Raw genomic sequence first — 12,782 nt, forward strand, 5'->3', positions numbered from 1 at the left:
GCATGAGCGGACGGCGGCTGAAGTACTCGGCGATCCTCGGGGTCGTGCTCCTCGCCGCGCTCGAGCTGACCTCCTCCACCCAGACCTGGTCCACGCTGACCCTGGCGGCGATCGAGGGGGAGGGCCAGCGGATCGACGTGGCCGGGACCGTCGCCGCGCCCGCGCTCTCCGCCCTGGCGCTCGCAGGCCTCGCCCTCGCCGCGGCCCTCGCCATCGCCGGCCCCGTCTTCCGGATCGTGCTCGGTGTGCTCCAGGCCGTCCTCGGCGCCTCGGTGGTGCTCGCGGCCGCGACGGCACTGGGTGACCCCGTGCGCGCCGGCGCCTCGCTGGTCACGGAGGCGACCGCCATCGCGGGGGAGCAGTCCGTCGCGGCGCTCGTGGCCTCGTCCTCCGCGACGGCCTGGCCCGTCGTCGCCCTGGTCTGCGGCGTGCTCACCGCGCTGCTCGGGATCGGCGTCCTCGCGACCTCGCGCCGCTGGCCGGGAGCGGCGCGGAAGCGCGCGTCCCGCTTCGAGCCCGCCGACGGCTACGGCCACGGCGCGTCGACCGTGCAGACGGACGACGGCGACATCGATCCGGTCGTCTCGTGGGACGAGCTCTCGCGCGGCGACGACCCCACCTCGGGCCGCTGACACCGGCCGGGGACGTGTCCGGCGGTCCGGCATCCCCGCCTCCTGCAGGCGGCTGCGCAGGCGAGTCCGGGGCCGGGCGCTCAGGCGCCTCACGCTAGACTGCTCTGGTCCCGATGCACCCCCAGGAGGAGACCCATGAGCACCGAGCACGACGACGACAACCACGGCCACTCGCCCGCAGCGTGGACGGCCGTCGTCATCATGCTGGTCGGATTCACGATCGGCACGATCGCGTTCTGGTTCGACGTGCCCCTGGTGGTCTGGCTCTCGGCCGGCCTGGTCGTGGTGGGTCTGCTCGTGGGCATGGGCATGGCCAAGGCGGGCTACGGCGTCAACGGCGCGAAGGCGAACCCGAAGGCGCGCGCCTAGGTGCTCGCCGACCTCACCGCCGGCGCCCTGGCCGACGCGGCCCGGCGCCGCAAGAGCGCCCCGCTCGAAGCCGTCGAGCGCCGCGCGCTCGCCCAGGCGCCCGCCCTCGACGCCCTGGCCGCTCTGGCCCCCGCCGAGCGCGTCAGGATCATCGCCGAGGTGAAGCGCGCCAGCCCGTCGCGCGGAGCCCTCGCCGACATCCCCGTCCCCGCCGAGCTGGCCGGACAGTACGAGCTCGGGGGAGCGAGCGCGATCAGCGTCCTCACCGAGGAGCGCCGCTTCAAGGGGTCCCTCGCGGACCTCGAGGCGGTCCGCGAGCGCGTGTCGATCCCCGTCCTGCGCAAGGACTTCGTCGCCGAGCCGTACCAGGTCCTCGAGGCCCGCGCGGCCGGAGCCGACCTGGTCCTCCTCATCGTCGCCGCGCTCGAGCAGCCCCTGCTCGCCGAGCTGCACGCCCTCGTCCTCGAGCTGGGGATGACCCCGCTCGTCGAGACGCACTCGGCCGACGAGCTCGAGCGGGCCGCCGACCTCGGCGCGCGGCTCATCGGCGTGAACGCCCGCGACCTCTCCACCTTCCAGCTCGACCGCGACCTCTTCGGCCGCCTCTCCGAGCGCTTCCCCGACGACGCGGTGAAGGTGGCCGAGTCGGCCGTCCTCACCGCCGACGACGTCGCGCACTACCGCGGCTCCGGAGCCGACGTCGTCCTCGTGGGCGAGGCTCTCGTCACCGGGGGCGACCCCGTCTCCACCCTCGCCGGCTTCCTGGCGCACTGACCACACCGATAGGCGGTACCCCCATGGCACTCCGGGATGAACTCGGCCCCTACTTCGGCGAGTTCGGCGGACGCTACGTCCCCGAGTCCCTCGTCGAGGCCCTCGACGAGCTGAGCGCCGAGTACGAGCGCACGAAGGTCGACCCCGCGTTCGCGGCCGAGCTGATGGAGCTGCACCGCAGCTACACCGGTCGTCCGTCGATCATCACCGAGGTGCCGCGGTTCGCCGAGCACGCCGGCGGTGCGCGGATCATCCTCAAGCGCGAGGACCTCAACCACACCGGCTCGCACAAGATCAACAACGTGCTGGGCCAGGCGCTGCTCACCAAGCGGATCGGCAAGACCCGCGTCATCGCCGAGACGGGAGCGGGCCAGCACGGCGTCGCGACCGCCACGGCCGCCGCCCTGTTCGGCCTCGACTGCGTGGTCTACATGGGCGAGGTCGACACCGAGCGCCAGGCCCTCAACGTCGCCCGCATGCGCCTGCTCGGCGCCGAGGTGATCCCCGTGACGACCGGCTCGCGCACCCTCAAGGACGCGATCAACGACGCGATGCGCGACTGGGTGACGAACGTGGGCACCACGAACTACATCTTCGGCACCGTCGCGGGCCCGCACCCGTTCCCGGCCCTCGTCCGCGACTTCCAGAAGATCATCGGCGAGGAGGCGCGCGAGCAGGTCCTCGAGCTCACCGGCTCGCTGCCCACCGCGGTCACCGCCTGCGTCGGCGGCGGCTCCAACGCGATGGGGATCTTCCACGCCTTCCTCGACGACCCCGAGGTCCGCCTCGTCGGCTTCGAGGCCGGCGGCGACGGGATCGAGACCCCCCGCCACGCGGCGACCATCAGCAAGGGCCGCCCCGGCGTCCTGCACGGCGCCCGCAGCTTCCTCCTCCAGGACGAGGACGGCCAGACCGTCGAGTCGCACTCGATCTCGGCCGGCCTCGACTACCCGGGCATCGGCCCGGAGCACGCATGGCTCTCGAGCATCGGCCGCGCCGACTACCGCGCGGTCACCGACTCGGCCGCGATGGACGCGCTCATGCTGCTCAGCCGCACCGAGGGGATCATCCCGGCGATCGAGTCCGCGCACGCGCTGGCCGGCACGCTGGAGCTCGGGCGCGAGCTCGGCCCCGAGGCCACCATCCTGGTCAACCTCTCGGGCCGCGGCGACAAGGACATGACGACCGCTGCGCACTACTTCGGCCTCATGGACCAGGGCGCGGTGCAGTCGTGAGCGGCCGCGGACCGAGCGTCGCCGAGACCGTCCGGCGCCGGAACGAGGAGGCGGCGGGCGCCCTGATCGGCTACCTCCCCGTCGGGTTCCCCGACCTGCCGACCAGCATCGACGCCGCCGTGGCCATGGCGGAGAACGGCGTCGACGCGATCGAGCTCGGTCTGCCCTACTCCGATCCGGTGATGGACGGACCCGTCATCCAGGAGGCGACCCAGGCCGCCATCGCGGGCGGCTTCCGCCTCCGCCACGGCTTCGAGGCCGTCCGCGAGATCCGGGCGCGCGTCGACGTGCCGGTCCTGGTGATGACCTACTACAACCCCGTCCTGCAGTACGGGGTCGAGCGCTTCGCGACCGATCTGGCCGAGGCCGGCGGGTCCGGCCTCATCACGCCCGACCTGATCCCGGACGAGGGCGCCGAGTGGCTCGCCGTCTCCGAGCGGCTCGGACTCGACCGCGTGTTCCTCGCGGCGCCGTCCTCGACGGACACGCGTCTGCGCCAGGCCGTCGACTCGAGCCGTGGATTCGTCTACGCGGTCTCGACGATGGGCATCACCGGCGCGCGCACCGACGTCGACTCCGCGGCCCGCACCCTGGTCGACCGCCTCCGCGCCGCCGGCTCCGAGAGCGCGTGCGTCGGCCTGGGCATCTCGACCGGCGAGCAGGTCGCCGAGATCCTCGCCTACGCGGACGGCGCCATCGTCGGATCCGCCCTGGTGCGGGCGCTGGCGTCCGGCGGGGTCGACGCGGTCGCCGAGACCTCCCGCGGCCTCGCCGAGGGCACCCGCCTGCGCTCCGCGCGCTGACACCCTCCCGCTACAATCGGGATGCCCACCGGGGCGCGGCCGAGCCGCGCCCGGGGGACCCCCTCCTTCGAAAGGTCGAGTACCGGTGTCCGTACCGCTGAGCATTCCGAGCCCCCCCGACGCGTGGAGTCAGTACGACCTCACGATCGGCACCTTCACGCTCGCGATCCACACCTACGCGCTCTGCATCCTCGCGGGGATCATCGTGGCGACGATCATGACGAACCAGCGCCTCAAGCGCCGCGGCGCGGAGCCGTGGGTCGTGCTCGACATCATCATCTGGGCGGTGCCGCTCGGCATCGTCGGCGCCCGCGCCTACCACGTGCTCACCCATCCCGGCGACTACTTCTACGACGGCGCCGACCCGTGGGAGGTCGTCCGCATCTGGAACGGCGGCAACGCCATCTTCGGCGGGCTGATCGGAGGCGCGGTCGGCGCGTTCATCGGCTGCCGCTGGACAGGAGTGCGGTTCTGGACCTTCGCCGACGCCCTCGCCCCCGGCATGCTCGCCGCGCAGGCGCTCGGGCGCCTGGGCAACTGGTTCAACCACGAGCTCTTCGGCCTGCCCACGACCCTGCCCTGGGGCCTCGAGATCGAGACCACCAACCCGGCCTTCCCCGTCGGCCTCCCGGCGGGCACGCTCTTCCACCCGACCTTCCTCTACGAGATCCTCTGGAACGTCGTCGGCATCGCGGTCATCCTCCTGCTCGAGCGCCGTCTCAAGCTGCAGTGGGGCACCGTCTTCGCCGCCTACCTGATCTGGTACGGGATCGGCCGCGTCTGGTTCGAGTCCATCCGGATCGACCCGAGCGAGTTCTTCTGGGGCATCCGCACCAACGTCTGGGCCGCGCTCATCGCCGTGGTCATCGGCCTGGTCCTCGTGGTGATCCAGAAGCGCGAGCACCCGGGCGCCGAGCCCTCGGCCTACCGGCCGGGTCGCGAGTGGACGCCCGCCCCGGCTGCGGTAGAATTCGAGGACGTCGAGTCCGACTCCGACGACACCACCACCCCTGCTTCCGGCACCGACGCCGAGAAGCCGACGGTCTCCCGCACCTGACGGAGGTCGCGGAGCCTCCGCGACCGCCTCCCGGGTGCCCGACACCTCCACGACCGCCCCATCGCGGCGCAGCCACGAGCGCTGCCGCGGGCGGGTCGTCGTGCAGGCACCGCCGACGGCGCGCGACGCTCGCGCCACGGCAGAACCCTGCGGCCCTCCCGATCGGGGAGCCGCTCCTCCTCCACCACCGCGGGCCAGCGACGTCCCGATCAGCCATCACCCCCGTGAGGACGGTTCCCATGGCCTCCGCCCAGCCCTCGACCCCGGCCCGCGCCGTGCCCTTCCTGGGCATGCCGCCGGCGCAGGGGATGTACGATCCGGCCGCCGAGAAGGACGCGTGCGGTCTCGCGATGGTCGCCACCATGCGCGGCACCGCCGGCCACGACATCATCGACGCCGCGCTGAACGCGCTGCGCAACCTCGAGCACCGCGGCGCCGTCGGCTCCGACGCGGGAACGGGCGACGGCGCGGGGATCATCACGCAGATCCCGGACGAGTTCCTCCGCGCGGTCGCTCCCTTCGAGCTCCCGCCGCTGGGCCAGTACGCGGTGGGCAACGCCTTCCTCCCGGTGGACGTGTTCGAGCGCGAGCGGGTCAAGTCGACGATCGCCGACATCGCCCGCGAGGAGAACCTCGCCGTGGTCGGCTGGCGCTCCGTGCCCGTGCAGCCCGACGAGATCGGCACGCTCGCCCGGGCCGCCATGCCGGCGATCGAGCAGCTGTTCATCCGGAGCGAGCTGACCGACGAGAGCGGCACGCCCCTCTCCTCCGTGCGCCTCGACCGCCTGACCTTCCGCCTGCGCAAGCGCGTCGAGCGCGAGCTCGAGGTCTACTTCATGTCGCTCTCGAGCCGGACGCTCGTCTACAAGGGCATGGTGACGACGCTCCAGCTGGAGCCGTTCTACCCGGACCTGTCCGACGAGCGCTTCGCGTCGAAGCTCGCGCTGGTGCACTCCCGGTACTCCACCAACACCTTCCCGTCGTGGCCGCTCGCTCAGCCGTTCCGGATGATCGCGCACAACGGCGAGATCAACACGGTGCAGGGCAACCGCAACTGGATGCGCGCACGCCAGTCGCAGCTGAAGAGCCGCGAGCTGGGCGACCTGGCCCCGCTGTTCCCGATCGTCTCGCCCGGCCGCAGCGACTCCGCCTCGTTCGACGAGACCGTCGAGCTGCTCAACCTGGCCGGCCGGTCGCTCCCGCACGCGGTCATGATGATGGTGCCGGAGGCCTGGGAGAACCAGGACGGCGCGCTCGACCCGAAGCGCCGCGCGTTCTACGAGTACCACTCGATGCTCATGGAGCCGTGGGACGGCCCGGCCGCGATCGTCTTCACCGACGGCGAGCTCGTCGGCGCCACCCTCGACCGCAACGGGCTCCGCCCCGGCCGCTACGTCGTCACCGACGACGGGCTCGTGGTGCTCGCCAGCGAGATCGGCGTGCTCGACATCGATCCCGCGAAGGTGGTCCGCAAGGGACGCCTGCAGCCCGGCCGCATGTTCCTGGTCGACACCGAGCAGGGCCGCATCGTCGAGGACGAGGAGATCAAGGGGCAGCTCGCCGCCTCCGGTCCGTTCGAGGAGTGGCTCGAGAAGGGCCGCATCAACCTCAAGGACCTCCCCGAGCGCGAGCACATCGTGCACACGCCCGCCTCGGTCAACCGCCGCCAGCGCACCTTCGGCTACACCGAGGAGGAGGTCCGCCTCCTCCTGCTGCCGATGGCGCGCGCCGGTGCGGAGCCGCTCGGAGCGATGGGCTCGGACACCCCCGTGGCCGTCCTGTCCAAGCGCCCCCGCCTGCTCTTCGACTACTTCACGCAGGCCTTCGCGCAGGTGACGAACCCGCCGCTGGACTCGATCCGCGAGGAGGTCGTGACCTCGCTCCGCCTGGGCCTCGGCCCCGAGCGCAACCTGCTGACCGCCGGTGCCGAGCATGCGCGCCAGGTCGTCCTCGACTTCCCGGTCATCGACAACGACGAGCTCGCGAAGATCCAGCACATCGCGCCGCGCCCGCTGAGCCACATCACCACGACGATCCGCGGCCTGTACCGCGTCGACGCGGGACCCCGCGCGATGCAGGACCGCATCGACGAGATGTGCGACGAGGCCGACGAGGCCATCGCCGCGGGAGCGCAGTTCCTGGTGCTCTCGGACCGCGACTCCACCAAGGACCTCGCGCCGATCCCGTCGCTGCTGATGCTCGCCGCCGTGCACCACCACCTCATCCGCACCGAGAACCGGATGCGAGTGGGGCTCGTGGTCGAGGCGGGCGACGTCCGCGAGGTGCACCACGTGGCGACGCTCATCGGCTACGGCGCCTCCGCGGTCAACCCGTACCTGGCGATGGAGACCTGCGAGGACCTCGTCCGCAGCGGCATGCTGTCGGACGTCTCGCCGGAGAAGGCCGTGAAGAACGTGATCAAGGCGCTCGGCAAGGGCGTGCTGAAGATCATGTCCAAGATGGGCATCTCCACCGTGTCGAGCTACGCCGGGGCGCAGACCTTCGAGGCCGTCGGCCTCAGCCAGGCGTTCGTCGACCAGTACTTCACCGGCACCGTCTCGAAGCTCGGCGGCATCGGCATCGACGTCGTCGCCGAGGAGAACGCCGCGCGTCACCGCGCCGCGTACCCCGAGGACGGCGCGATCGTCGCGCATGAGCGCCTGGCGGTCGGCGGCGAGTACCAGTGGCGCCGCGACGGCGCCCCGCACCTGTTCAACCCGGACACGGTGTTCCGCCTGCAGCACTCGACGCGCAACCGCCGCTACGACGTCTTCCGCGAGTACACGAAGATGGTCGACGACCAGGCGAGCTCGCTGATGACCCTCCGCGGCATGTTCAAGCTCGACACCGCGGGGCGCACGCCGATCCCGATCGACGAGGTCGAGCCGGTCGAGGCGATCGTGAAGCGCTTCTCGACGGGCGCGATGAGCTACGGCTCCATCTCGCCGGAGGCGCACGAGACGCTCGCCATCGCGATGAACCGCCTCGGCGCCAAGTCGAACACGGGCGAGGGCGGCGAGGACACCGAGCGGCTGCTCGACCCGGAGCGCCGCTCCGCGATCAAGCAGGTCGCCTCGGGCCGCTTCGGCGTCACGAGCATGTACCTCACCCACGCCGACGACATCCAGATCAAGCTCGCTCAGGGCGCCAAGCCCGGCGAGGGCGGTCAGCTGCCGCCGACGAAGGTGTACCCGTGGATCGCGCGCACCCGGCACGCGACCGCCGGCGTCGGCCTGATCTCGCCGCCGCCGCACCACGACATCTACTCGATCGAGGACCTCAAGCAGCTGATCTTCGACCTCAAGCGGGCGAACCCGTCGGCGCGCATCCACGCGAAGCTGGTCAGCCAGTCGGGCATCGGAGCGGTCGCCGCCGGCACCGCGAAGGCCCTCGCCGACGTGATCCTCGTCTCGGGTCACGACGGCGGCACCGGCGCGAGCCCGGTGAACTCGCTCAAGCACGCGGGCACGCCCTGGGAGCTCGGCCTGGCCGAGACCCAGCAGACGCTGATGCTCAACGGCATGCGCGACCGTGTGGTCGTGCAGGTCGACGGCCAGATGAAGACCGGTCGCGACGTCGTCATCGGCGCGCTGCTCGGAGCCGAGGAGTTCGGCTTCGCGACGGCTCCGCTGATCGTCGAGGGCTGCATCATGATGCGCGTCTGCCACCTCGACACCTGCCCGGTGGGCGTCGCGACGCAGAACCCGGAGCTGCGCCAGCGGTTCTCCGGCAAGCCCGAGTTCGTCGTCAACTTCTTCGAGTTCATCGCCCAGGAGGTGCGCGAGTACCTCGCGCAACTCGGCTTCCGGAGCGTCGACGAGATCGTCGGCCACCGCGAGCTGCTCGACGTCGACCAGGCGATCGAGCACTGGAAGGCGAGCGGGCTCGACCTGACGCCGATCCTCGTCGGACCGGTCTTCACGGCGGAGGAGCCGCGCCGCCACGGCCGCGCGCAGGAGCACGAGCTCGAGCACCACTTCGACAACGAGCTGATCCGCCTCGCGGCGAACGTGCTCGACCACCGCGGCACCGTGCGGATCGAGCGCGAGATCAAGAACACCGAGCGCGCCGTCGGCACCATGCTGGGCCACGAGGTCACCGTCCGATTCGGCGAGAACGGCCTGCCGGCCGACTCCATCGTCGTGTCGCTCCGCGGCTCGGCCGGGCAGTCGCTCGGAGCGTTCCTTCCCGCCGGCATCACGCTGCGGCTCGAGGGCGACTCCAACGACTACGTCGGCAAGGGCCTCTCGGGCGGCCAGATCGTGGTGCGGCCGGACCGCCGCAGCACCTTCGACGCCTCGACGAACGTGATCGCGGGCAATGTGATCGGCTACGGGGCGACCCAGGGCACGATGTTCATCCGCGGGATGGTCGGCGAGCGCTTCCTGGTCCGCAACTCCGGCGCCACCGCGGTGGTCGAGGGAGTGGGCGACCACGCGCTCGAGTACATGACCGGCGGCCTGGCGGTGATCCTCGGCGAGACCGGGCGGAACCTCGGCGCCGGCATGTCGGGCGGCACGGCCTACATCCACGGCCTGCGCAGCGAGCTCGTGAACCGCGACGCGATCGCCTCCGGCGAGCTGACCCTCTCCGAGCTCGGCAGCGCCGACGTGGAGATCCTGCGCGACCTGCTCGAGCGGCACGTCGCGGAGACCGAGTCGACCCTGGCCCAGGGGATGCTCGACGATTTCGACGGAACGGTCTCGCGTTTCGTCAAGGTACTGCCCCGCGACTTCGCCGCGGTGCTCGCGACGCGCGCATCCGCTGTGGAGGAGGGGCTCGACCCCGACGGCGACGTCGTCTGGGGACGGATTCTGGAGGTGACCGGTGGCTGATCCCAAGGGGTTCCTGAAGGTGCAGGACCGGGAGCTGCCCAAGCGGCGTCCCGTGTCCGTCCGCCTGATGGACTGGAAAGAGGTCTACGAGCAGGGCGACTCCGCCGTGCTGCGCCGGCAGGCGGGCCGCTGCATGGACTGCGGCATCCCGTTCTGCCACAAGGGCTGCCCGCTGGGGAACCTGATCCCCGAGTGGAACGACCTGATGTGGCGCGGCGAGGGCCGCCAGGCGATCGAGCGCCTGCACGCGACGAACAACTTCCCGGAGTTCACGGGCCGGCTCTGCCCGGCGCCGTGCGAGTCGTCCTGCGTGCTCGGCATCAATCAGCCCGCCGTCACGATCAAGCAGATCGAGGTCTCGATCATCGATCAGGCCTTCGGCAACGACTGGGTGCAGCCGCACCCGCCGGAGCGCCTGACCGGCAAGACCGTCGCGGTCGTCGGATCCGGCCCGGCGGGGCTCGCCGCCGCTCAGCAGCTCACCCGCGCCGGGCACACCGTCGCGGTCTACGAGCGCGACGACCGCATCGGCGGCCTCCTGCGCTACGGGATCCCGGACTTCAAGATGGAGAAGAAGCACCTCGAGCTCCGCCTGAACCAGATGAAGGCCGAGGGCACCCGGTTCCGCGCGGGCGTCGACATCGGCTCCGACATCACCTGGGACGACCTGCGGGCGCGCTACGACGCGGTCGTGGTCGCCACCGGTGCTCTCGTGCCGCGAGACCTGCCGATCCCGGGTCGCGACCTCGACGGCGTGCACTTCGCCATGGAGTACCTCGTGCAGTCGAACCGCGCGATCGCGGGCGACCGCGTCTTCGAGCAGATCTCGGCCGAGGGCAAGCACGTCGTCGTCCTGGGCGGAGGCGACACCGGAGCGGACTGCATCGGCACCGCCCATCGCCAGAAGGCCGCGTCGGTCACGAACCTGGCGATCGGGCAGCAGCCGCCGTCGCAGCGCCCGGACAGCCAGCCCTGGCCGATGGACCCGACCGTGTTCGAGGTCTCGAGCGCCCACGAGGAGGGCGGGGAGCGGATGTTCCTCGCGTCGACCGTGGAGTTCCTCGCGAACGAGGGCGGCGAGGTCCGCGCGGTGCGCGTGGCCGAGACCGAGTACCTCGACGGGCGCCGCGTCCCCAAGGCGGGCACCGAGCGCGAGATCCCGGCCGACCTGGTCCTGCTCGCCCTCGGCTTCACCGGCCCGGAGGCGGACCACCTCGGCCGCCAGCTCGACGTCCCCTTCACCGAGCGCGGCAACGTCGCGCGCGGCGACGCCTTCGAGACGACCGTCCCCGGCGTCTTCGTGGCCGGCGACGCCGGGCGCGGCCAGTCCCTGATCGTCTGGGCGATCGCCGAGGGCCGCTCCGTCGCGGCCGAGGTCGACCGCTACCTCGAGGGCACGACCCAGCTGCCGGCGCCGGTCGGCCCCGACGACCGGGGCTTCACGCTCTAGTCCCCGGGACGCGATAGTCTCGGCCCGCCAGCAATCAGCTCACCCTCCCCGCTAACGACGCGCCTCCGGGCGCAGAACAACGGAGCACCCCCTCAATGAGACGAGCGAAAATCGTCGCCACCCTCGGCCCGGCAACGTCGTCGTACGAGACCATTCGTGCGATCATCGACGCCGGCGTGGACGTGGCCCGCATGAACCTCAGTCACGGAAGCTACGACGTCCACGAAGGCATCTACCGCATCGTGCGGAAGGCCGCGGACGACGCCGGGCGCGCGGTCGCGATCCTGGTCGACCTGCAGGGTCCGAAGATCCGCCTCGGCAAGTTCGAGGGCGGCCCGTACGCCCTCGCCGAGGGCGACGTCTTCACCATCACCACCGAGGACGTCCTCGGCACGCGCGAGCTCTCGGGCACCACGTTCAAGGGCCTCCCGGACGACGTGAACCCGGGCGACATGCTCCTCATCGACGACGGCAAGGTCGCTGTCCGCGTCACCGCCGTCGAGGGCCCCCGGGTCGTCACCGAGGTCGTCGTCCCCGGCAACGTCTCGAACAACAAGGGCATCAACCTGCCCGGTGTCGCGGTCAACGTCCCCGCCCTCTCCCAGAAGGACGAGGACGACCTCCGCTGGGCGATCCGCCTCGGCGCCGACATCATCGCCCTCTCCTTCGTGCGCAACGCCAGCGACATCGAGCGCGTGCACGAGATCATGGCGGAGGAGGGCCGCAAGGCTCCCGTCATCGCCAAGATCGAGAAGCCGCAGGCGGTCGACAACCTGCAGGAGATCATCGACGTCTTCGACGGCATCATGGTCGCCCGCGGCGACCTCGGCGTCGAGCTTCCCCTCGAGGCGGTGCCGATCGTGCAGAAGCACGCCGTCGAGCTCGCCCGCCGCTGGGCGAAGCCGGTCATCGTCGCGACCCAGATGCTCGAGTCGATGATCGAGAGCCCCCGCCCCACCCGGGCCGAGGCCTCGGACGTCGCGAACGCCATCCTCGACGGCGCGGACGCGGTCATGCTCTCGGGCGAGACCAGCGTCGGAGCCTGGCCCGTCGTCACCGTGCAGACCATGGCCCGCATCGTCGAGTCCACCGAGGAGCACGGCCTGGAGCGCATCCCCCCGCTGGGGAGCAAGCCCCGCACCCAGGGCGGATCCGTCACGCTGGCCGCCGCCGAGGTCGCCGAGTTCGTCGAGGCGAAGTTCCTCTGCGTGTTCACCGAGTCGGGCGACTCGGTCCGCCGCATGACGCGCCTGCGCCACGGCATCCCGATCATCGGCTTCACCCCCGAGCCCGCCGTCCGGCGCCGCATGGCGCTGAACTGGGGCGTCCAGTCCTTCGTCACGCCGCGCGTCAACCACACCGACGCGATGTTCGCGCAGGTGGATGCGGTGCTGCTCCGCGAGGGCCTCGCCCAGGCGGGCGAGACCGTGGTCGTCGTCTCCGGATCGCCCCCCGGGCGTGCCGGCACGACGAACGACATGCGGGTGCACATCGTCGGCTCGTCCAGCTCGGCCGACAGGGCCGAGAACTGGGACCACTGAGTCCAGCACCCCCGGAGGGCCCGGTCGCGCGAGCGGCCGGGCCCTCCGGCGTTCCCCGGCGGCCCGCGTGGAGAAACGCGACTCCG

Annotated in this window: 9 protein-coding genes; all 9 read left to right on the forward strand. The window is 71.7% G+C overall.

Going from position 1 to position 12,782, the window contains the following annotated elements:
* Window positions 1-2: 2 nt before the first annotated feature.
* Entirely contained in the window at window positions 3-632 is a 630-nt protein-coding gene (locus C5B92_RS02805) for a Trp biosynthesis-associated membrane protein (protein ID WP_104350044.1), read from the forward strand.
* Between the two features lie 135 nt (window positions 633-767).
* Window positions 768-1,001, forward strand: coding sequence for a DUF6704 family protein (locus C5B92_RS02810; protein ID WP_104221860.1), 234 nt, complete (start codon window positions 768-770; stop codon window positions 999-1,001).
* Complete coding sequence (gene trpC / locus C5B92_RS02815) at window positions 1,002-1,775, forward strand: indole-3-glycerol phosphate synthase TrpC (protein WP_104350045.1); 774 nt, start codon at window positions 1,002-1,004, stop codon at window positions 1,773-1,775.
* Window positions 1,776-1,798: 23 nt separating this feature from the next.
* Window positions 1,799-3,010: a tryptophan synthase subunit beta gene (gene trpB, locus C5B92_RS17490; protein WP_104225310.1), complete on the forward strand. Its 1,212-nt coding sequence runs from the start codon at window positions 1,799-1,801 to the stop codon at window positions 3,008-3,010.
* The gene (gene trpA / locus C5B92_RS02820) at window positions 3,007-3,813 is read left to right on the forward strand and encodes a tryptophan synthase subunit alpha (protein ID WP_104232657.1); all 807 of its coding nucleotides are present in this window, start codon (window positions 3,007-3,009) and stop codon (window positions 3,811-3,813) included. The genes trpB and trpA overlap by 4 nt, the downstream gene beginning before the upstream one ends.
* Before the next feature lie 85 nt (window positions 3,814-3,898).
* On the forward strand, window positions 3,899-4,870 hold the full coding sequence (gene lgt, locus C5B92_RS02825) for a prolipoprotein diacylglyceryl transferase (protein ID WP_258059820.1): 972 nt from the start codon (window positions 3,899-3,901) through the stop codon (window positions 4,868-4,870).
* A 239-nt stretch (window positions 4,871-5,109) separates the two neighbouring features.
* Window positions 5,110-9,705: a glutamate synthase large subunit gene (gene gltB, locus C5B92_RS02830; protein WP_104274197.1), complete on the forward strand. Its 4,596-nt coding sequence runs from the start codon at window positions 5,110-5,112 to the stop codon at window positions 9,703-9,705.
* Window positions 9,698-11,155 (forward strand): glutamate synthase subunit beta, encoded by a 1,458-nt coding sequence (locus tag C5B92_RS02835; RefSeq protein ID WP_104232655.1) that lies wholly within the window; start codon window positions 9,698-9,700, stop codon window positions 11,153-11,155. The genes gltB and C5B92_RS02835 overlap by 8 nt, the downstream gene beginning before the upstream one ends.
* Before the next feature lie 95 nt (window positions 11,156-11,250).
* Window positions 11,251-12,696, forward strand: coding sequence for a pyruvate kinase (pyk, locus tag C5B92_RS02840; protein ID WP_104221869.1), 1,446 nt, complete (start codon window positions 11,251-11,253; stop codon window positions 12,694-12,696).
* Window positions 12,697-12,782: the final 86 nt, after the last annotated feature.

Origin of the sequence: Rathayibacter sp. AY1A4, assembly GCF_002930955.1 — a bacterium.
Taxonomy (GTDB): domain Bacteria; phylum Actinomycetota; class Actinomycetes; order Actinomycetales; family Microbacteriaceae; genus Rathayibacter.

Excerpts from the sequence above, each read along its gene's own strand:
- C5B92_RS02805 (WP_104350044.1), top strand. The coding sequence starts at position 3 with ATGAGCGGACGGCGGCTGAAGTACTCGGCGATCCTCGGGGTCGTGCTC.
- C5B92_RS02810 (WP_104221860.1), top strand. The coding sequence starts at position 768 with ATGAGCACCGAGCACGACGACGACAACCACGGCCACTCGCCCGCAGCG.
- trpB (WP_104225310.1), top strand. The coding sequence starts at position 1,799 with ATGGCACTCCGGGATGAACTCGGCCCCTACTTCGGCGAGTTCGGCGGA.
- gltB (WP_104274197.1), top strand. The coding sequence starts at position 5,110 with ATGGCCTCCGCCCAGCCCTCGACCCCGGCCCGCGCCGTGCCCTTCCTG.
- pyk (WP_104221869.1), top strand. The coding sequence starts at position 11,251 with ATGAGACGAGCGAAAATCGTCGCCACCCTCGGCCCGGCAACGTCGTCG.